Here is a 19990-nt window from a genome sequence, read left to right on the forward strand (position 1 = left end):
AAACAAATGAGAAACCGCAGATTCCATTCCACAGGCAAAGGTAGCCCGCCCCCTTACCGGCAGGGCAAGGTCATGCCGCAAGCGGTTTTCGGGAAAATCATCCTCGCCGGAGGCTCCGGTATTTTCCCGAAAAACCCTGCACTGCGGGGTGCGGACCTTTTGGAGCCTGTGGAATGAAATCCCCGGTTCCGAATCATAAACTATAATGAAGAATATCATGGACTTGAATCAGGCAGAAGTGGCAGTGACCACGCAGCATCTCATAGACATGGGGCAGGAAAAAGACAACCTGCTGCAAATGTCCGACTTCGGCGACATGGGGGAATTCCTGTGCACCTGCTCCGAACTGTTTCCCGAAGAGGAAACGCCGGAATACAGGTACACGAGATGGGAGGAGATCCCGGACCTGCTCATCAACCGGGAATGGCTGTGTCCCAACTTCTTCGAGATAAGGGAGGCGATGGAACAGCTGGAGGAACCCGACAAGGATTGCTTCTTCGACTGGTGTGACCGTTACGGGCATGACATCAGTACGGAAGACCCGCACCTGCTGGTGGCGCACTATATCGAACTTTATGGAAATGCGGCCTATATCGACGATGAGCCTTGCCCGGACAGCGGGGATGAAAGCCTGCTGTACTACCCGGGCATATCAAACAACTATTTCGACACGGGTATTCCCCGCTTCGAGGTATTCGATGACAATTACGATTAAAGCATATAAACATATACAAGATGGAAATCAACTTCAAAGGACCGGTAATGCCGGTTGACCCCTACTCGCAAATGGCGTTTGTGGAGATTCTGAACATTCTCCTGACGGCAGGACACATCGTGGATGTGAACAGGTTTCTGATAAACAGGAATGCAAACCCGCGATTCGGCTCGTTGTCAGGGTATTTCAGGTGGTCGTTCTCCGACAATCACTTCACGCTGTGGCAACGTGTGGAATACAATTCTCCGATCTGCTTCACACGGCGCATATTCAGCATCCATTTCGGAATGCTGGCAAGCCGTGACAGGAAAAGAGACAATACGGTAATGAACTAAAATATATCCATATGAGTCACCAGGTAATTACAAGAATGGCATACAATGCCAAAACCAAGCAGATAGAAACTTGGCAGCATTCCAAGAACGTGTGGCCGACAACAGACCATTTTTATGCATTGGATGTGAAAACAGACGAACAGATGTTTGAATTCATGACATTGATAGCAAACGGATTGTGGCAAGGGCGCAAATGGCGTAAAGCATTCAAGACACTTTTTGAAGAATATCCGGAATTGGTCAGGTCCTCATACGAGCACGAGCTTAGAGGCCAGCCTTGGAAGGCATACTGTGCCATTTGCAAAAAATATGAGGAACTTGCCCAAAGCAAATGCAATGAAATAGTTGCGCGATTCAGGCAACTTACCGGGATTGTCTGACCCAAACAGATGCAAAATATATGGAAGAGATAAAGATTTCAAACAGGCAAATCGCACTGATGGCTTTCGACCGGTTGCGCAAGGAAGACAAGACAGATTCCGCATTGAAACTCGCACGGTGTATGCTGCATGGCACAAGCATATCTCTTGGCATAGGTGATATCGACTGGGAGATAGACAGGGCAATACAGCAGTGCGGAGGAGTGCCAAGAACAGGATACAGATACACGGCTTATTTCCACTTCAACCGGAATACGGAGATGGAAAAGGAAAGATATGACCGGATTGTGAAGGAACTGTATGGATAAAGAAATTTACACGGAGGCGGCCGCAAGGTCGCTTCCGGCATTTATAACGGTATGTACGGGAAAACAGAACCCTGCCGTACACAGGTAACAGAAATGGATGAACAGAAAACATTGACATTGGATTTCATCAAATCCCTGATGGAACCGGTCTATACGCTGGTATGGACAGATTACAATGACAACCTTGACAACCATCGCGGACTGATTCAAAAATGCCTTGACGGCAAAAGCCGCGAACATTTGTGGGAAAAGGCAGACGAGTGGTACAGCGATGCCGAATGGGAGGCTGTCCGTGAGATTATTGCGAAACTGAAAGAGGAATGTACCGTATTCCATGACTTTGACGAAGAAGATGTGGATGATTTCTTCGATGAATACGAAGATGAAATCCGTGACGAGATTTACAGCCGCAACGATTCGGACGTGGTGAAGGAATTGATAAGGCATACGGACGACATCCCCATCCGGGTGGAGATGCTTTCCAACTATGACTGCATCAACTCCAACCGGTTTGAATCGCAAGGCGGTTACAGGTACGAGGAATCCTACTTCGGGGACATGGTGGACAGCCTGAACCTCAATCCGGCGAGAGTAAAGAAAATCCTGACAGAGCATGGCTACAAGGCTTACGGGCGTTTCCCGAACCGTAAGAGCCGGAACGGCAAGGAGCAGGTTTCCTACGAACAATTCTACGAGGAACTTATCAATTCCTGCTGCGGTGCGAACCTGCTGACCTACATAGGCAGGGTAAGCCTGAAAGAGCTGTATGAAGCCGGCTTTTCATTGAAAGAGGTCGTTATCCCCAAAGGCAACTGTTGCGGACTTTTCAGTTCGACGTATGGTGGTGGAAGCCTGCTTGAAATGGAACTGAAACGGGACATAAAGCTGAAATTGGAAGTCAGGGACTATCACGGTTTCCGTTTCCGGCTGGATGACGAACGCTCCAGGTACGACTACACCATCCAACAGGTTTATGGAGTGGATGATTCTTTCTTCGGTGATGCGGTAAGCATAGTGTCTTGACAAATAAATTATTAACGAACAATCAAATCATAGAACAATGAACAAGTACGATGTAAGGGTAAGGTACGCCTTCGAGGGTACTTACACGGTAGCGGCAGACGACCGCGATGAAGCGAAAAGAATGGTCGCACAGGACTGCGGTCTGGTATTGGGCGGCAACATCCACACAACGCTGGATGACGATGAAGTGACGGACTGGAAGTTCGGTTGTCATCCGGACTTGCAGGTTCTCTCCGTAAGGCAGAGAGGCGGGAAATCCCCCATGTCGGTGTTCGGAGACAGGATCGAAGAACTGCGAAAAGACATCATCGAAGCGATACGGCAATTACTCCACGACCATGCCATGAACGCGGTACGGTTTCCGGAAGAGGATGATGACCCGGTCTGGGTAATATGGTTCAGCGATAACGGAGACCCTTACGAGTGCAGGGTAACAGGACTCCGGGTAACGGACAGCAGCCTGACCGTCATCGCCGAAGATAAAGAAAGCGGTGACGAGGTGGAATGTTACAGCCCGTTTGAACTTGGTGCAAAGAACATAGACTGGCTTCATGAAATGTACGAGGCTGTATGGCGGCAACTGGAAGAGAGCGAAAAAGTAGAACCACAAACTGAAGAACAATGAAATATCAAGCGGAAAATGCAGTCTCCAGCTTCTTCTACTATATGTGGAACGCCTGGAGCAAGGAAGAATGCAAGGCCGTATTTGGAAACATGCACCGGCACTTCTGGGATAAATGGTCCACGTTGGCGGACAAGTCCATATTCGGTGCCGCGGAACGATTCTTTGCCGAGTTGTCGGAAAATTATCAGAAGCAGCTTGTTGAGCGTGCGGTTATGCTTTATGACGGCAGGGCTTTCAGAAAAGAACCGGACGATTCCGACATCCTTGTCTGTAAAGAATGCGGCTCACAACAGTTGGAAATTCAAGTATGGATAAATGCCAACACGGGTGAACGTATCAGCTATGTGTATGATGACAATGACGGGCACTGGTGTGACGGCAAATGGTGTGAAGAATGTGTTGACCAGACCTTTTTCTGCACTAAGGCGGAATTCACACAAAAGATGCAGGATTGGTGGGAGTCGTGCGGTTTTGAGACAATGGAACAAATCACAGGGTTGAAAGTCTGTGACTATCCGCCTGCTGAAATTCCACAGGCATTCATTGATGCGGCAGGCCAATGGTGGGACAGCCGGGACTACGAGCGTAAACGGAAAATTTACAACATGTATAATACTAAAAACGAATGATATGCAGACTGATATTATCGAACTGATCAGCAACTCATGCAGTTGCAGCCAAATGGAAGCACAGGAATATCTTGGCTCCGAACTTCGGAACTTGCGCGAATTGCAGGAACTGGACGATTTGAGGGAGGAGGACATAGAAACTGCGTGTCTCGGCCTCGGTCTGGACCTTGACTGTCTGGAATATTTTATCAACCGCCTCGCAGGGGCATAATTACTTATAACTATGGCTTATTTTCAGAATATACACTCATTGGCGGACTTGAAGAAGGAGTACCGCCGGCTGGCATTGGAGCACCACCCGGACAAGGGCGGCGACACCGCCATTATGCAACAGGTGAACACCGAGTTTGAAAAGCTGTACGGGATATGGAAAGACAGGCCGGATGTTTCCGCAAGCGCAAGCGGCTACGAACACGACTATTCGGGAGCGACGGCAAGGGAATACACGGAGTATGTCTATAACGAATACCGCTGGAAAGGCCGCAACTACAAGGGGCAACATGCCCCGGAGATTGTGGAGCTGACACGGACATGGCTGAAAGAGACCTATCCGAGATACAGGTTTTCCGTCAGACGCGAAAACTGCCATTCCATCCATGTCCGACTTATGAAAGCGGATTTCGAGGCGTTCACCAAAGAATCCGGCAAGGTCCAGGACGAAATCAACCATTACAATATCGCTTCCGACAAATCCCTGACGGACCGGGCCAAAGAGGTGATGACGAATATCTGCGATTTCGTCATGTCGTACAACTTCGACGACAGCGATCCGATGACCGACTATTTCAATACCAATTTCTACCTGACATTGGGAATAGGCAGTTACAAGCAACCGTATAAGGTGGAGACACCCGAGCTGGATTGCAAGGGCAAGGACAGACCGGAAGTGTTCAAACATCCCGAAGGTGCCGCACACAAGGCTGTCCGTCAGGCGTTGGGCACAGCCCGTTTCGATTTCATCGAACACAGGAGGCATTCCGGTGAGATGATACTCGGAGAAGACCATTACGGCTCACAGGGCGAACACTATTTCTGGCCGAAGGATTACTCCAGCGCGAAACTGGCGCAGAAACGGATTGACAAATTGGAGAAAGCCGGTATCCGATGCAGACTCACGGGGTACAACGGCGGTTACATCCGTTTTCTCGGCTACACTCCCGAAACGGAAGCGTTGCTGGAGAAGGAACGGCAGGAATATATCATCGCCCATCGGCAATGGCAAACCAGACAGGCAACAACCAATTAAAACTTATGAATATGGAACCGAACAATTTGAATGAATGGTGGGGCGGGCAGCCCGACGGACTGAAACAGGCATTCTCGCTCTTCCCCGACAGACGGTGGGAAGAGGCGGACCTGTATCTGCGGATCAATATCCGCAACTACTGCCTACTGAAGAGAGGCGGAATGCTTCCCGAAGACAAGGACCGGTCTATGCTCAGCGAGATTGTCTGTGAGCTGGCCGATACGGAGCTGTGCCGTGCAAACGGAAAGACGCTCGAAGACATGTGCGATACGGACGGGGCTTTTCTGGAAGAGTACCAGGAGCAGTTCAACCGGATATACGATGAACTGGAAATGAGAATTACGGATTATATGAACGGACTATCAAAAAATATGTGACATGAAAGCAAAAGTATTCAGATACAAGTCTGACGGTAATACCGTCGTGGCTCCTTATATGGAATTGGAGCCGTATGCGGAGAATGTATATCTCTCGTTGTCGAGAAAGAACGAATATGGGAATGAGGACGATGACTGTTTCCATGTGGTCTGCCGGATTGAAAACGTTTATTTTTCCAGCGGGCAGTATTCACGCCGGTTTCTCAAGGGAGAAGGCCGCAGGGAGGAAGCCGCAGCTTATTGCAGGAACTGGATTGCAGATACGCTTCAGGGTGCGGAAAAAGGAACTTTTGTCAAGTCGCTCTCCATCTGCGTGTTCGATGCCCTCGGGCTCGATACCACCCCTTTGGTGCAAGCCCGTGAGGCATATAAAAGGAAACAGGAGCAGAAACGCAGGGAACAGGAGGAGAAAGAAGCGGAAGATCGCAGAGCGCGGGAAGAGCAACACCAGCGGCTGCTCGATGAGCAGAAACAGAAATTCCTGGACGGGGAACGGATCACGGGAGGAATGTTCCTTGAAATCACCGGAAGGGACGGTTTTGACATCCATATCAGAACCAAAGGGACATTCAACAGGCATGTGAGGGGCATTGACAGAAACGGCACCGTCAGTTTCCGGAAAATCAAGGGCTGCCGGACACCGGACTTTACCGGATGCCATAAGGCCGTGTCCGCCTATCTTGCGTTCATAACAGAAAAAGAGGACAAACAATAAAATCCGGGGCGGTAACGGCCTGCTCCATGCAGCTGTTACCGCTGCCGGCTTCCGGCCTCACAATTCACGGTTCAGCGCCATTGCCAGCGGAAACATAAACCGGTTATAGGCTTTAAGCTTTTGTAAATTCAGTACATATCCGGCATAGGGATTGGTCAGATCGGTATAGAAGAATACATCGGTAAATCCTGCATGTTCCTCCACGACTTCACCCTCCAACGGAATCTCCTCCACATTGAACCGCTCCAGAGGCAGTTCTTCCAGACGGGCATGCTCCGCATTGCCCAATACGTTCAGGTTGCGGTTAAACAACACGAACCCTTTCTTGCTGTAATCCACACGCATGCCATACGGACGCTTCACAAGGAAAGCATCCGCCGCTCTCTTTATATAGTCTTCCATGATCCTGAAATTAGAATTGCAAAAATACATCTTTTGTCCGGCAATGGCGAACAAATCAGGAAGATAATCGCCATGCCCCATGCAAAGCACACCACCGTATATTTTATTTCCCACCCTGCAAAGGTAGTCCCGTGTCCTTTGTACCCGTACAAGGTCAGGCCCCTTCGGGGTTGGCTGAAAGAAAATCATCCTCGCTTCGCTGCGGTATTTTCTTTCGCCAAACCTTGCGGGTACAGCCACGGGACAGTCAGGCAGGCGAGAAATAAAAATACCGGCTCCCGGAGCCGGACGTGTTTAACAGATAAAAATACAAAAGTCATGAAAATCCTGAATGAAGAACATTTCGAGAATGTAAAGCGTTATGCCGAATCCATCGGTGACACCTCACTCCAGAAATGCCTGGAACGGTTGAAAAGCTGGGAAGAAAACCCTGACCATCCCAGCGAAATCTCACTCTACTATGATCATGCCCCGTACTCGTTCGGTTTCACACAACGCTATCCCGACGGAAGGACGGGCATCGTGGGCGGCCTGCTCTATCATGGAATGCCCGACAGATCATTTGCGGTGACATTGCAGCCGTTCCACGGATGGCAGATACACACCTGACAAAAAACAATCAACAGTATTAACTTCATAAAATTCAAGATTATGGAAACAACATTGGCAGTATTGGAAAAACAACGGCAGTTTGACTTCCAGAAAAACGGAATTGAAGTGATGAACTTCGAGACGCTCCAGCGTACCTACAAGGAGAACGACATCTACAACAACCCCGTACAGGGCATCTACCATTACCAGGTCATCCGGCGCATGATGGACATCTGCGAGAAGCACAGCCTGAATTACGAGGTGGAGGAAATCTTCGCGGCCCAGAACAGGAACAAGACACAGCCCGGAGTGAGCATACTCCCGCAGGTGGAGCAGACACACGGGGAAAAGGCGGTGGAGGCGCACATCCTGCGCCGTATTTTCGCCACCATCCGGATCAAGGACTGGGAGACGGACGAACTGACCACGACACTGGTCGTCGCCTACCACCAGGACGGTATACAGGCAGCCATAGGCCCCTGCGTGAAGATATGCCATAACCAGTGCATCCTCTCACCGCAGCGGAGCATCTGCAATTACGGGAAAAAGAAGGTAACAACCGATGAGCTCTTCGAAACCGTGGACGGCTGGCTGGCCAATTTCGAGGTGAACATGAACGAGGACATCGAACGGATACAGCGGTTGAAACGCCGGATTGTCCCGATGGAGGAAATCTATATGTACATAGGTCTGCTGACCGCGTTGCGCGTCTCCCACGACAGTTCGGACAGGAACCTTTCATCCTCCGTTGAGACTTACCCGCTAAACCAGGGACAGATTTCCATCTTCACGGAAGAGGTGCTTAAACTGGCCATGAGCAAAGGACAGATTACCGCTTGGGAGTTATACAACATTGCCACAGCTATCTATAAGCCAGGAAAAACAGACTTCCCGGCCCTTATTCCACAGAACGGAGCGATGGCGGAGCTTCTGCTCTCCCGTCTGCCCGAAGAAGCGGAAATACAGGAAGCGGTTACTGTAAGCTGAACCGGGCAGGTACGTGAAACAGCCTATTACAGCAATCGCCCTCTCCACAACAACCGGTGGAGAGGGCGATTTATCCAATTACAAATTACACTATATTATCCAAGACTTGTTCCTGACGCATCTTTCACTCTTCAAAAAGCAGCATGTATTCCACTTTCCTTCTCCGTTCGATGCTCGGAACCACTTTCCCCTTGTAGCATCTGAAAGAGACATATTCCTTATAAATATCCCGGTCACCAGACTCCAGCTTCTTCAACAGCCGGCTCTTGGGCATTTTCCCATATCCTTTCAGACGGTAGGCCCCCACATTATATGAAAGGACTGCGACCAATAAGGAATCACGCCCCAGATAACTGAACATGCGGCACAGCTTACGGAGGTCTGCCCTCAGAATGGAGTCGCCCTGCGCCCTGGAGATGCTGTTGGTGAAAGTTTCTTTGGGAAGCACCTTATGCCCCATCCCACATAAGGCCAATGCTTTCTCTCCCCATGCCAACCCTCGAATCGCTTGATACACTCAATCGCAAGACTGAACTTGTCCGGATTTGCCTTTACCGGATTCTCCGCCCTTGAAGGCATACCCGGAAAAAAGACCGCTGCGGAAAGCACCGCAAACCATATTGCTTTTAACTTCATCATAGGCAGGACCGGTTTTATTGCCCGACAACTGTAACCGACAACTCCTTGCCTCCGGAAGTCGTGGCCGTATCCCCGTCCTCCGTCTCGTTGTTGAAACTGAAACTCAGTTGGAAAAGCTGTGCCGGCTCGCTGTTGTCCTCGAAATAGATGTCTATCGCCTGCTGGTCTTCGCATTCCGAAGTATAATACAGGCGGAATACCTCCCTATCCAGCGGATAGCGGTCATTGGGCAGCAGCACCATCCCGTCGTCCATGCGGAGCGTGCCCTTGCCGTCCGGCTGGAAATAACGGATGGTATAGCGGGCATCGGAAAACCGGCCTTCCCGTTTAAGTTCACATCGGACTTCCACCGTCTCGCCTTTTACGATGCGTGTGGGAACAGGCATCGTTTCCACCGTAAACGGATATTCCTGCTGCACGTCCAGATCATTGTCACAGGACACAAGGGCAACCGCCGCAAGTGCCACGAGCGTTGCCGAAAGAAATGCGGCCAACGCGCTTTTTATATTTCTCTTTTTCATGTTCATTTTCGTTTTAATGATTGTTGTCTGATTTATTCCGGATTCCCGTTCCTGTTTTGCAGGTACTCGTTCAAATCCTTGTACCCCTTGTATAGAGAAGAGCAGTCCTCTATCTTGTTTCCGTAACGGCTGCGGAGAGCCGCCAGCGTTCTCCGTCCCGCCTCGTCACGGTCCAGATAGCATCGGATATGCTCGTACCTGTCCAGAAAGCCGTACGAGCGTTCCAGCAGTGCCACCGAGTTCAGCACGAGGTAATCATCACCGCACCCGAGACCGAGAACCATCCACGAGAGGTAGTCGATGAAACCCTCGAACAGGTTGCAGGTGTCCGAACCGTTGTTTATCAGCGAGATGTCCTTTGGAGACAGGCTTCCCTTGAACAGGCGGCTGCGCAGTTCATACCCGCCGCTGAGATTTTTGAAACCGATGGCGAAATACCGTTTCCCGTGCAGGCAATACCTGACTTCCTCGCAGTTCGGCAACGCCACATCGCTGCAAATGCCTCGTTCTTCCAGATAGCGGAGCAATACCTTGTTGTACAGCGGTCCGAAACGGATATCCTTCAAACATTCCTTTTTATCGGGATCATCCTTGCCGTTCTCTTTAGAACGGAAAACCGTCTTTCTTTCGGGGGCCAGACCGCCATAAATCCTTGTGATGAAATCCGCTTGTTCCTTGAAATCACGGCTGTTTGTCAGTTCCCCTGCAAGGGTGAAAATATCACCGCCCCGTCCGGTTCCGAAGTCGTGCCAGACATTTTTACGGATGTTCACCTGGAACGAGGCGGTCCGTTCCTCACGGTATGGGGCGAGATACCAGCACTCGTCACCACGCTGTCTTTCCGGGGCATGTCCTGCCAGAGCCAGAAAATCCGTAATCGGAATCCTTCTTATTTCCTCTATATTCATAAGTATTGTGATTTTAATGGATTATTATTTTCAGCCCCAGCCCGAACTGTGTCGTGAAGACGCCTAATGAACTGCCCCACAGGGCACGCTCACGCACATTGGCAAGCAGGACTATCCTGTCGGTAATGTAGGTTTCCAGCTCCAATGCGAGCGCACCGCCGTAGAGGAAGGCATCACCGGCAAGAAGCTTGAACCGTCGTGCATCATCCTGTCACCCCAGTTCACCGTCTCATATCCTACAAGGCTGAACCGCCGATGGAAAGGAACAGTGTCTTTGAAGGGTCGGACAGGAACTTCAGGTAATAGCCTCCCTCTGCCGTGAACTGGGCACGGGGTACGGATATGGTACGATACCCATAATTCTTCAGCAGGTATTCCGCACCTGCCACCCAGCGGTCGGCTTTCTTCGTGTATCCCGACACCGCGAATCCGGTATAATAATTCAAAGGCCCTTTAGAGCCGCCCGCAAAACTGCCACGAAGTTCCACGCCCATCATTCCGGGAAGATACCGTTGGGCGTATGCCTGCCCTGAAAACAGGGCAAGCGATACGGCTGCAACAAACATATAAAAGACTCTGCGCATACTCATTTCACTTTAAGTTCATTGATGGCTCTGGCTCTCACGATGTCCTCGCTTTCCACGGTGAAGGTCTGGTGTCTGCCACCGCTTTTCTCGTGCATCTCCACCACCAGCACCTTGTCCGAGGGGATGGTGAACTTGTCAAAGGTAAAGACGGTACGTTCCTCCTTTTTCCCTGCAACCATAGTGGCATAGTTGTAAGCCTGAGCGGGAAAATGACCTGCTCCTGAATGGCTGTACGCTTCAGCACCTTCTTGTCCACAATCTTGAAAGTCACGAAATCCACCTCGAAAGGCACATTGGACGAGTTCTTTATCTGCGTGTGGAAATAAAGCAGGCCGTTATGGGTATAAAGCCCGCGCAAGAGATACTGGATGCCGAAAGCCTTGCTGCCGACATGCTTGATATGGCGTCTGTTCTCCTTATGGATGCTCCTGTTAATCAACTGCACGAGTTTGGGCGATTCGCAGCCCAACTCCTGCAAATAGATGTCAAGGGCGTTGTTCGGGCGGTTCACCTTACTGCCGTCATGGATAAAGTCTTTCATCTCCACATTGAGCAATAGCGGCTCATCTGAATATTTGACATTGAAGGTGTAGAAACTGCCGCTTTCGGTGATGACCGACATATTAGTCTCGTCACGGAAATCCTTTACCGTAGCCTTCACACGGATGACATTCTCCGCACCGTCCGCCTTGCCTGCTATAAGGTTGGCAGAGCCGAGATCCACATACCGCACCGCTGAAGGGAAGATGATATGCGTAGTCTTGTCATAAGTCACTTCCAGACCGTATGGCGGTATCATGCGGTCAAAGGTCAGCTTCCTGGTCAGGCCGTGATAGAGGTCACCGTCCTCCTGCCGCGGATATACATCCGCCGTCAGCGTGACACCGCCGGTAACTGTTGCCGTTGAATCAACGGCATTCTGTGCGAAAGCACTCACTGCGCCCGTCATAAGGGCAAGCATTACAAAAATCTTTTTCATGTTCTTTAATTTTAATGGGTTATTGATTGTCATTCTGATAAAGCATCAGGGTATGGCCGGACTTTAGGTGTACCTTCTCCTCGCGTAATTTCTTGGTAATGTACTGTGACACCCCCTGAATGGCACCGCGTCCGAGTTCGGAAAGCAGCTGGTCCTTGGCCGACTGGTTGGTGATGGAAATGCTCGTGCCGAGGTTCTGCCCCATGTTGGCGGCAACTTCCTTGACCGCGTTCGCTTCCATCGACCCGGGAATGAAAATTCCACCCTGTCCGTCGTTGTCATACACGGTAAGTTCCACCGGGATGATGATACCGTCATGTTCCACCTGCACAATCCCGATATTGAGCCGTTCACCCTGTATGCGGCTCTCCCCGGTAAGCAGGGAGTTCTTCGGAAGGACATGCTTCCCGACACGCATCGGCTCCAGCAGGCGTATCCTTACCCCCTGACCGCTGGTGACGGTCTGGTCGCCGTGGATGCAGGCACGGATGGTATTCCTCATACTCCCGGCTTCCGTTTTCCCGATTGCCGTATGGAACCGCCCCGGTTGTGAAAGCCTTGCGAACAGCACGGTATCGCTGACGGGCTGCGGCAGGGACGATACCACCGGAGTGGAAACATGTCCCACCGGAACGGCTTTCGCCTTCCCGTTCCGCGTGACCGCCTCGTTCCCCGTCTGATTTCCGCCACCTCCCGACGTGTACTTGGCGGCAAGCTCGTAGGATTTCTCCAACAGGGCCACCTGTTCCCCGTAAGTCATCTGCGCGGGCTGTTGTGCGGCGACCGCCTGCTTCAGCTGCTCCACCTCGGCTTTCAGCGCCTCCTTTTCCGGGTCTTCCTGAGGCGACTCGTAAAAGTTGCCCAGCGTGGCGTTGATGTCGTTATAGGCGGATGTGGATGAAGCGATTGAACCGTCTCTGCCGTTACCGTTCCGGTTGCCGTAAGGATTTGCCCCTTGGTGTTCCGAATCCGGTACAATTTCCACAGCCTGCTGATTCTCCTGCTTTTTCCCGTCGGCAAGCGAAGAGAAGTCTCCAGCGTGCGCATCTTCTCTTCCTGCCTGCGCCGCATGTCGGCCTGCTCGTAGGCGGCAATCTTGTCGCCCTCTATGCCCGCGCCCCTCGGATCGGGCAGTTCGGTGTTGAAACCGGCTTTCCTGGCCTCTTCCTGCCTGTCCTCTTTCGACGGGGTGAAAATCCACCACATGCAGCCGATGAACAACAGGAACATTCCGGCATAAACCGGATATTTCCTGATTTCCTGCCTCTTTTTCAATTTGTTCGCATCGTTACTCATTGTCTTGTCTGTTAAATTGGTTAAAAAACTCTTCCATGTCACGTACCTTCTCATCGGAAAGCGTGTCGGCAGGAACGAAGTCCGGAATATCCAGCGGGGGAATCTCGATTACTTCCTGACGGGCATCCTCCCGCCCGATATCGTATATGGCACGGAATATCATATAGAAATTCACTGCCATGAACACGGCGCACAGTCCGATGACAACCGCCTTTCTCCTTTCGGGAGTCAGGCTGTCGCAGAAGTCCCGCAGCTTGCCTTCTGCCAGACCTCTGATTTTCAACATTCTCTTTTTCATACATTCAAAATTTTAACGGTCATACACTCTTATATCCCTGTTCTCCACCACGCGGAACGATTCAATGATGAACCCGTGCGGGTTGTTGTCGCTGCGTATGGAGTTCATGAGCCTGCCCCTTGTGACAAGGCTGCGTTCGGTCACGCTCTTCTCCCGGATGATGGAGAGTTTCGCGTAGGTCACAACCTCGTACGGATAGGTGTTGAAGTCGCATTTCACGCTGTCAATCCCGATACGCTGGTTCACGTTTCCCGAAATTATCCGGTTGTAGTATCCCTGCTCTGCCAGGTCCACATAGTGGGCGTATGCCGAGCGGTCGGCGAGGAACATCGCCCGTTGGATGTTTCCCTCTATCGCACTCTTGTCGGGTGACAGCGTGAAGAACAGTTCATGGAAACGCCTTACATGCTCCCTTGCCTCCACAGGACGGTTCTGCTCCAGGTCCTGCGAGAGGGCCAGCATCAGCGATTTGCCCTCGTCCAGCACATAGATTTTCTCCCGCTGCGCCGCCGCAAAGCTGTAAGCCTTCCACACGGAAAAGCCCACGAGCAGGGTGCATACACACAGATAGACGATCCCGAACAGACGCAGGTGTCTGAAACTGGTCTCGATATTTTTCAATGATTTGAATTCCATTCTGTAAATGTTTTATTGTTATCACTTGACAAGCCTTCCGGCAATGTTTCCCACCGCTGCTCCTGCCGTACCTGCTACCACAGAACCGGCCTGGGATGCCCTCTGGTTCACGTTCTTGAGGTAATTGCCCGCACCGCCGCCGGCCTGCACGATCCAGCCCGCAACCGTCGGAATGGTGAAATACCCGATGATTCCGATAATCAGGAACGTGATGTACACGCCGTTCGATCCGTCGGGTATGAAATCAGGGTCGGCAAGCTGCTCGATGTCCTGCTGTAGCATCAGTACCTGAATCCTTGCCAGCACGCTGCTGAACAGGTCGCTGACGGGAAGCCACAGGTAGATGCTGATATAGCGGACGAACCACTGGCTGAGCGAGGCCTGGAAGCCGTCCCAGCAGGAGATGGCGAAGGAAATAGGACCAAGTATCGAAAGGACTATCAGGAAGAATGTCCTGAGCGTGTCGATGACAAGGGCGGCGGCGTTGAACATCAGCTCCAGCAGTTCGCGGAAGAAATTCTGTACGGCCCTTTTCATATTGTACAACGCCCGGTCCATATACATCCCGCAGGCTCTATCGCGTCCAGCGCGCCCAGCTCGTCCAGCTTGTTGTCGAAAGATTCCTTATCGACCAGATAGGCCGTTTCGGGATTGCGCTTCATCGCCTCCACCTCCAGCCTGTCCTTCTGCGCCCGGTACTCGTTCATGTCGAAGGTCTGCGATTCCAGAATCGTGTGTGTACCTTTTACTATGGGAGACATGACACTGTTGAGCGTACCCAGTACAAGTGTAGGAAAGAACATGATACACAGCCCCAGGGCAAAGGGACGGAGAAGCGGGAACACATCCACGGGTTCCGCTCTCGCCAATGACTGCCACACGCGGTAAGCCACATAGAAAAGCGCTCCCAACCCTGCAAGGCCCTTGGCGACACCGGTCATCTGCGAGCAGAGCGGCATCATATCCGTGTACAAACTCTGCAAAATCTGATGCAGGTTGTCGAAATTTACTGACAGCAATACCATAAGCATTCGGATTTGGGATTACCAGTAGCGTTCATTGGGTGAGCCGTAGAGAGCCATCACGCGGTCAAGTTCATTCCGTTTCTTGGCACGCAGGTAGGACACGCCGATGTTCTTGTTGGTATAATACTGCACCAGGGCACGGTACTGGAGCATGTCGGTATAGCACCGGTCGATGATATCCATCCGTTCCTTGTCGTTCATCGACAGGCCGTTCTCGTTGACCACCGTTTTCAGGTCGCTGAGCAGGTGTGAGCTCTCTTCCAGCAGCTTGGTGTAGCCGAGGGCTATGGCACTCAGTTCCTCCGGCGTGAAGTACGGATCACCCAGCATACGCTCGAAGCTGTTCACATAGATGTCCGTGATGTCACCAACCATCAGGATGGTCTGCTGCACCTTGCGGGCATCCCGGACGAGGTTCTTCACCTTGCGAAGCCCGTCGTAATACTCCTTGCCCTGTTTGTAAATTTTGACAGTTTCCTGAAAATTATTCGCCATATTGCCGGCGGTGGAGGATGTATGTACGATGTTCTTGGCGGCATTGATGATACCCTGTGCCAGATTGCCGGGGTCGGTCACGACCCACTGTGCCTTTGCCGTGAAGCCGGTGAAGATGCAGCCCATGCACAGCACTAAAATTTTTACTTTCATAAATCTGCTTTTTTTAATGATGAATAATCCGATTGTTGTTTCGATGGGAATCAAATTCCCATTTTCCGCCCTTTGGACGGCGGGTTACGGAGAATGGGCCTGTCCGGTTGTTTTTGGGTTTTCTCCTTTACCATACCCTTCTTCCTGTGTCTGATAGAGGCGAACAGCTCGTCGGCATACGGCCTGCGGCCTGTCATCCTGACGAAACGGGCATCCAGCTCGCGGTAAGCCTTCTCCGCCTGGCACGAGCGTTCCGTAGCGGAAGCGTTCTTGTCTATACCGTACTTGGCGAGAAAGTCAGGACTGATATGCAGGATGTCGTGGACCACATCCGGCGAGGCCGCAATCCGTCCCAAAATCTCCAGTTCCCCATTCAGTCTTTCCAGATAGAAATCCGGCAGACGGACATCCTTGATGCTTTCCGCTGCCTTTTCCGCATTCCTGCACAGGCGGCTTTCCAATACCACCCCGTAACCGTCATATGCCGGTCCCGGTTCGGAACGGTTCAGCCTGTCAAGCCTGTCATAATCATCCGCAAGCCCGTACCGGAGCGCCACATACCGCGAAGGCGGCACAAGATGCACGGCCAGGTTGCAGAGTTCCCACGTGTCGCTCCCTTTCCGGCGGTAATCCAGAATCCGGACGGATGACCGCACTTCTTCCGGTGACGGCCGTTCCTGTCCGCTTTCGGGATGTGCCTTCAAGTAAGCATCCCGCATGAACGTGTGCATGGCAAGCATTCCGTGGACGGAGCCGGCTTCTTCGGGACTGATATCCGCAAGCCGGCAACCGTTCTTCTCCATAAAATAAGTGCCTTTCAATGCCTCCATCAATTCCGATTTGTCCGTTTCCGCCGTCCTTTCCGGTGTCGGGAACAGGCACGAGTCTGACAGCAGGCAGGCGACATGGGAAACCACATCCTCGGATTTCCCGTACTGCCTGACCAGTTCCGTCAGTTTACGGTATTCCTTCTTCCGGACAAGGTTCCTTGCCTGTTCCCTCACTTCCTGCAACTCTTTATAGCGTGGCTCGTCCAGATAACGGCGTTGCTGTTCTTTTATCCATTCTTCCATTCCCATGATTCGTGATTGTTTTTGGGTTTCCATGTAAATTCAGTCCCTTTTACTTTTCCCGTTTGCTTTCGGCCAGCTGCTTGATGGCAAGTTCTATGTTGCCGCCCAGCTTTTCCGTAAGCCGCATAAGTTCAAGTTTTTCGGTCTCCTCGGTGGTGTAACATGCGTACTCTTCAAGTGAGACCTCCGTGGCATAGACCGCCGACTGCGTACCGCCCAGCCCGATCCACACTTCCTTGTATCTCCGGGACGGATTGTTCGCCATGTTGATGGAGAGGATCTGCGCCCGCTCCTTGTCGGTCAGGCCGAGCAACGACTGTATCTCATCGAACTTATTGAGATATTTCCGCTGGTCAAGCAGAATCTTGCAGTCGCTGTTGTTGATGATGGTGCCCTTGACAATGGAAGAAGAGATTATATCCTCAACCTCCTGCGTGACCACCACAGCCTCGCCGAAGAACTTTCTGACGGTCTTGAAAAGATAGCGGATATAACTGCTCATGTTGGCGGAAGTCAATGCTTTCCAACACTCCTCGATAAGAATCATCTTGCGGATGCCCTTTAACTTGCGCATCTTTGATATAAAGGTTTCCATGATGATGATAGTTACAATAGGGAGTAATACCTTGTTGTCACGGATATTGTCCAACTCGAAGACAATGAAGCGTTTGTTCAACAAGTCAAGCTGTCTGTCCGAGTTGAGCAGGAAGTCATACTCGCCGCCTTTGTAGTAAGGCTCCAATACATTAAGGAATCCCCACACGTCAAAATCCTTCTCACGGGTACGTTTCTGTTTCAAGATATCCTGGTACTCGTCACGGATAAACTCGTAGAAGGTGTTGAAGGTGGGATTGGGCTGCTTCTCCTGCCGTATTTTTTCCAAAAAGAGGTTCACCGCGTTGGATAAAGCCACCTCTTCCGCTCGTGTCGGCGGCTCATCGTCACGCTTCCACAAGGTGAGGATGAGCGTCTTGATGGACTCCTTCTTCTCTATGTCGAAAACACCGTCCTCCACATAGAATGGATTGAAGGCAATCGGATCGTTTTCCTCGTAGGTGAAATAAATCCCGTCCTCGCCGTTTGTCCTGGCATGGATAAGGTTGCACAGCCCCTGATAGGAATTTCCCGTATCCACCAGCAGCACGTGTGTGCCTTGCTCGTAATATTGCCTCACCATGTGATTGGTAAAGAAAGACTTGCCTGAGCCGGACGGTCCGAGAATAAATTTGTTCCTGTTGGTTATCGTGCCGTTCTTCATCGGCAGGTCGGAAATATCCAGATGGACCGGTTTTCCGGTCAGCCTGTCCACCATGCGGATACCGAACGGTGAAAGGGAATCCTTGTAGGAGGTCTCACCGATGAACAGGCACAAGGCCTGCTCGATAAAGGTGTAGAAGCTCTCCTCGAAAGGAAAGTCACCGGCATTGCCGGGTATCGCCGCCCAGAACAGGACCGGCACGTCCACCGTGTTATAGCGCGGCTTCGCCTCCATCAATGCCAGCTGGCTGCCCACATCGTTCTTGATGCGCTTGAGCTTCTCGCGGTCATCGCTCCACGCCATGACGTTGCAGTGGGCACGGATGGACGAAAGCCCCTTGCTGTGTGCCTCGTTCAGGTACTCCTCGACCCATTCGCGGTTAATCTGGTTGGAACGGCTGTAACGGGAGAGCGAGTGCATGTTCCTCGCCGTCTGCTCGAACTTCCTGAGGTTCTCCGCCGAATCGTCGATGAAGAGGTACTGGTTCACCACGTGGTTGCAGGTGAGCAGTATCCCTATCGGGGCGGCAAAGGACAGGCGGCAGTCGCTGCGGTCGGTGGAAAGACGCTCGTAACGTGTATCGGTCGCCACACCCGACGGCAGGTCTTCCGGATCGGAAAGGGTGTGTAGGCAGAGGCAGTTGTCGCCCACCTTCATTTCCCCCGCGCCGAGCGAAAGGTCCTGCAAGCAGGCGGTCTCCTCCTGCGAGAGCGAGAAGTATTTCTCGATGATACCTGCCGAGGTGTCCGTCCCGGTTATCTCGTCGTCCGTCAGGCGCGTGATGCGGAGCAGGCCGCTGTCGTTCACGATACGCTCGAACTGCCCGCAGCTTTCCAGAAAACGGGTGACGGTTTCCTGGTCCTGCATCTCTTTGGGAATGATGAATCCCCGTGTCAGGGCGTTGAAACTGCTCGTCGTGCGGCTGCGCTCTTTCGTGGTCTTGGTCAGGAACAGGTAGCAGGTATGCTGCAAGTAAGGACGCTCGTTGAAGTGCCGCTCGAAACTGCGGCTGAGGAAACTGAGGCCGTCCTTGCAGATATCCGGCTTATAGCTCTCCTCCACGAAAAAGTCCTGCTTGTGCACGATGCTGTAGTTCGGCAGCACCTTGACCGCCTTCGCCCAGGTGGAGTGCATCGCTTCGTACTCGGCACGTGTCAGCGTGAAGAGTTCGGGCAGCTCCACCCTGTAGGCAACGGTGATGTCCGCGTCCTTGCTGATGATGCAGCCGTTCTCCACTGCGAGCAGAGGAAACCTGCTCTCCAGCGTGGCTGTCTTCATTATATTTCTCATACGCTTCTTTTTTTAGAGGTTAGGGAAAACAACCGGAGGAACTTTCTCCGGTTGATGATGTAGCGGGGATGCCTGCGCAACGCCTGGAGTTTCATCAGCCCCCATTCGCCGTACTTCGCGTTCATGCGGGAGGTCGCCCACACAAGCACCGATGCGGCGATGACACCGAAACCGATGCAGACCCACTGGCCGATGCCTGCCATGTACATGATGACGAACACCACGAATAGGGTGAGCAGACCTCCGGCAAAGACGAACAGGTACTGGCTCTTGAGCCCTTTGAACTCCGGCTGCGCCCGATCCCCTTGTTTACATTATATTCCGCCATATTACAGGAAGAATGAACGTAAGATGGTGGCAGCCACAATCAGGAAGATACACGCGCCAAACCAGCTTGCGGCGGTCTTTGAAGTGTCCGGATCACCGGACGAGAACTTGGAATACACTTTTACGCCTCCGATAAGGCCTACTACGGCACCGATAGCGTAAATCAATTTGG

Annotated in this window: 24 protein-coding genes and 6 pseudogenes; 14 read left to right on the plus strand and 16 right to left on the minus strand. The window is 51.8% G+C overall.

Annotated features, from left to right (window positions below; all coding sequences use genetic code 11):
• Positions 1-6: 6 nt before the first annotated feature.
• The 12 genes from JCM16496_RS11630 (at position 7) to JCM16496_RS11685 (ending at position 6353) form a co-directional block, all read left to right on the plus strand.
• A complete protein-coding gene (locus JCM16496_RS11630; protein WP_244440343.1) occupies positions 7-177 on the plus strand; it encodes a hypothetical protein in 171 nt (56 codons plus the stop codon).
• 40 nt (positions 178-217) lie between these two features.
• On the plus strand, positions 218-715 hold the full coding sequence (locus JCM16496_RS11635) for a hypothetical protein (protein ID WP_025834446.1): 498 nt from the start codon (positions 218-220) through the stop codon (positions 713-715).
• Positions 716-735: 20 nt separating this feature from the next.
• Positions 736-1050 carry a DUF8466 domain-containing protein gene (locus tag JCM16496_RS11640; RefSeq protein ID WP_025834447.1) on the plus strand — a complete coding sequence of 105 codons (315 nt, stop codon included), beginning with the start codon at positions 736-738 and terminating at the stop codon, positions 1048-1050.
• Positions 1051-1061: 11 nt separating this feature from the next.
• A complete protein-coding gene (locus JCM16496_RS11645) occupies positions 1062-1430 on the plus strand; it encodes a hypothetical protein (RefSeq protein ID WP_025834449.1) in 369 nt (122 codons plus the stop codon).
• 20 nt (positions 1431-1450) lie between these two features.
• Positions 1451-1738, plus strand: coding sequence for a hypothetical protein (locus JCM16496_RS11650; RefSeq protein ID WP_025834452.1), 288 nt, complete (start codon positions 1451-1453; stop codon positions 1736-1738).
• Between the two features lie 93 nt (positions 1739-1831).
• Complete coding sequence (locus JCM16496_RS11655; RefSeq protein WP_025834454.1) at positions 1832-2761, plus strand: hypothetical protein; 930 nt, start codon at positions 1832-1834, stop codon at positions 2759-2761.
• A gap of 37 nt (positions 2762-2798) precedes the next feature.
• A complete protein-coding gene (locus tag JCM16496_RS11660) occupies positions 2799-3386 on the plus strand; it encodes a hypothetical protein (RefSeq protein ID WP_025834456.1) in 588 nt (195 codons plus the stop codon).
• Complete coding sequence (locus tag JCM16496_RS11665; RefSeq protein ID WP_025834458.1) at positions 3383-4015, plus strand: hypothetical protein; 633 nt, start codon at positions 3383-3385, stop codon at positions 4013-4015. The genes JCM16496_RS11660 and JCM16496_RS11665 overlap by 4 nt, the downstream gene beginning before the upstream one ends.
• Position 4016: 1 nt before the next feature.
• Positions 4017-4226 carry a hypothetical protein gene (locus tag JCM16496_RS11670; protein ID WP_025834461.1) on the plus strand — a complete coding sequence of 70 codons (210 nt, stop codon included), beginning with the start codon at positions 4017-4019 and terminating at the stop codon, positions 4224-4226.
• Between the two features lie 12 nt (positions 4227-4238).
• Positions 4239-5261 carry an LPD29 domain-containing protein gene (locus JCM16496_RS11675; protein ID WP_025834463.1) on the plus strand — a complete coding sequence of 341 codons (1023 nt, stop codon included), beginning with the start codon at positions 4239-4241 and terminating at the stop codon, positions 5259-5261.
• Positions 5262-5272: 11 nt separating this feature from the next.
• Positions 5273-5638: a hypothetical protein gene (locus JCM16496_RS11680; protein WP_025834465.1), complete on the plus strand. Its 366-nt coding sequence runs from the start codon at positions 5273-5275 to the stop codon at positions 5636-5638.
• A gap of 1 nt (position 5639) precedes the next feature.
• The gene (locus JCM16496_RS11685; protein ID WP_025834467.1) at positions 5640-6353 is read left to right on the plus strand and encodes a hypothetical protein; all 714 of its coding nucleotides are present in this window, start codon (positions 5640-5642) and stop codon (positions 6351-6353) included.
• A 57-nt stretch (positions 6354-6410) separates the two neighbouring features.
• Here JCM16496_RS11685 and JCM16496_RS11690 read toward each other — a convergent pair whose 3' ends face one another.
• The gene (locus JCM16496_RS11690) at positions 6411-6755 is read right to left on the minus strand and encodes a hypothetical protein (RefSeq protein ID WP_025834469.1); all 345 of its coding nucleotides are present in this window, start codon (positions 6753-6755) and stop codon (positions 6411-6413) included.
• Positions 6756-7073: 318 nt separating this feature from the next.
• On the opposite strand from JCM16496_RS11690, the gene JCM16496_RS11695 reads away from it, so the two are divergent.
• Positions 7074-7364, plus strand: a complete 291-nt coding sequence (locus tag JCM16496_RS11695; protein ID WP_025834470.1) for a DUF4120 family protein — start codon at positions 7074-7076, stop codon at positions 7362-7364.
• Between the two features lie 42 nt (positions 7365-7406).
• On the plus strand, positions 7407-8333 hold the full coding sequence (locus tag JCM16496_RS11700) for a hypothetical protein (protein WP_025834471.1): 927 nt from the start codon (positions 7407-7409) through the stop codon (positions 8331-8333).
• Positions 8334-8457: 124 nt separating this feature from the next.
• Here the strand turns inward: JCM16496_RS11700 and JCM16496_RS11705 are convergent.
• The 15 genes and pseudogenes from JCM16496_RS11705 to JCM16496_RS11770 all read right to left on the minus strand — a co-directional run.
• Positions 8458-8972, minus strand: a pseudogene (locus JCM16496_RS11705) (glycoside hydrolase family protein).
• 14 nt (positions 8973-8986) lie between these two features.
• Entirely contained in the window at positions 8987-9493 is a 507-nt protein-coding gene (locus JCM16496_RS11710; RefSeq protein WP_025834472.1) for a DUF3872 domain-containing protein, read from the minus strand.
• A 32-nt stretch (positions 9494-9525) separates the two neighbouring features.
• Positions 9526-10401 carry a DUF8464 domain-containing protein gene (locus JCM16496_RS11715; RefSeq protein WP_025834473.1) on the minus strand — a complete coding sequence of 292 codons (876 nt, stop codon included), beginning with the start codon at positions 10399-10401 and terminating at the stop codon, positions 9526-9528.
• 13 nt (positions 10402-10414) lie between these two features.
• A pseudogene (locus tag JCM16496_RS11720) lies at positions 10415-10985 on the minus strand (conjugal transfer protein TraO).
• A 2-nt stretch (positions 10986-10987) separates the two neighbouring features.
• Positions 10988-12000 (minus strand): annotated as a pseudogene (gene traN / locus JCM16496_RS11725) (conjugative transposon protein TraN).
• Complete coding sequence (traM, locus tag JCM16496_RS11730; RefSeq protein WP_439644531.1) at positions 11987-12952, minus strand: conjugative transposon protein TraM; 966 nt, start codon at positions 12950-12952, stop codon at positions 11987-11989. Before traM ends, traN begins: the two are co-directional and overlap by 14 nt.
• A 32-nt stretch (positions 12953-12984) precedes the next feature.
• Positions 12985-13263: pseudogene (locus JCM16496_RS25275) on the minus strand (conjugative transposon protein TraM); the annotation flags it as partial.
• Positions 13256-13561 (minus strand): TraL conjugative transposon family protein, encoded by a 306-nt coding sequence (locus JCM16496_RS11735; RefSeq protein WP_025834474.1) that lies wholly within the window; start codon positions 13559-13561, stop codon positions 13256-13258. The gene JCM16496_RS11735 and the pseudogene JCM16496_RS25275, both read right to left, overlap by 8 nt.
• A gap of 12 nt (positions 13562-13573) precedes the next feature.
• Positions 13574-14197 carry a conjugative transposon protein TraK gene (traK, locus tag JCM16496_RS11740; RefSeq protein WP_025834475.1) on the minus strand — a complete coding sequence of 208 codons (624 nt, stop codon included), beginning with the start codon at positions 14195-14197 and terminating at the stop codon, positions 13574-13576.
• A 21-nt stretch (positions 14198-14218) separates the two neighbouring features.
• Positions 14219-15222 (minus strand): annotated as a pseudogene (gene traJ / locus JCM16496_RS11745) (conjugative transposon protein TraJ).
• Positions 15223-15240: 18 nt separating this feature from the next.
• Entirely contained in the window at positions 15241-15870 is a 630-nt protein-coding gene (locus tag JCM16496_RS11750; RefSeq protein ID WP_025834476.1) for a DUF4141 domain-containing protein, read from the minus strand.
• A 50-nt stretch (positions 15871-15920) separates the two neighbouring features.
• The gene (locus JCM16496_RS11755) at positions 15921-16949 is read right to left on the minus strand and encodes a hypothetical protein (protein ID WP_025834477.1); all 1029 of its coding nucleotides are present in this window, start codon (positions 16947-16949) and stop codon (positions 15921-15923) included.
• 43 nt (positions 16950-16992) lie between these two features.
• Positions 16993-19491 carry a TraG family conjugative transposon ATPase gene (locus JCM16496_RS11760; protein WP_025834479.1) on the minus strand — a complete coding sequence of 833 codons (2499 nt, stop codon included), beginning with the start codon at positions 19489-19491 and terminating at the stop codon, positions 16993-16995.
• Positions 19488-19819 (minus strand): annotated as a pseudogene (locus JCM16496_RS11765) (DUF4133 domain-containing protein). The gene JCM16496_RS11760 and the pseudogene JCM16496_RS11765 overlap by 4 nt, the downstream one beginning before the upstream one ends.
• Position 19820: 1 nt before the next feature.
• Positions 19821-19990 (minus strand): DUF4134 domain-containing protein (locus JCM16496_RS11770; RefSeq protein ID WP_025834055.1); only part of this gene is annotated, 170 nt, incomplete at its 5' end.

The sequence above is a fragment of the Bacteroides rodentium JCM 16496 genome, assembly GCF_000614125.1.
GTDB lineage: Bacteria > Bacteroidota > Bacteroidia > Bacteroidales > Bacteroidaceae > Bacteroides > Bacteroides rodentium.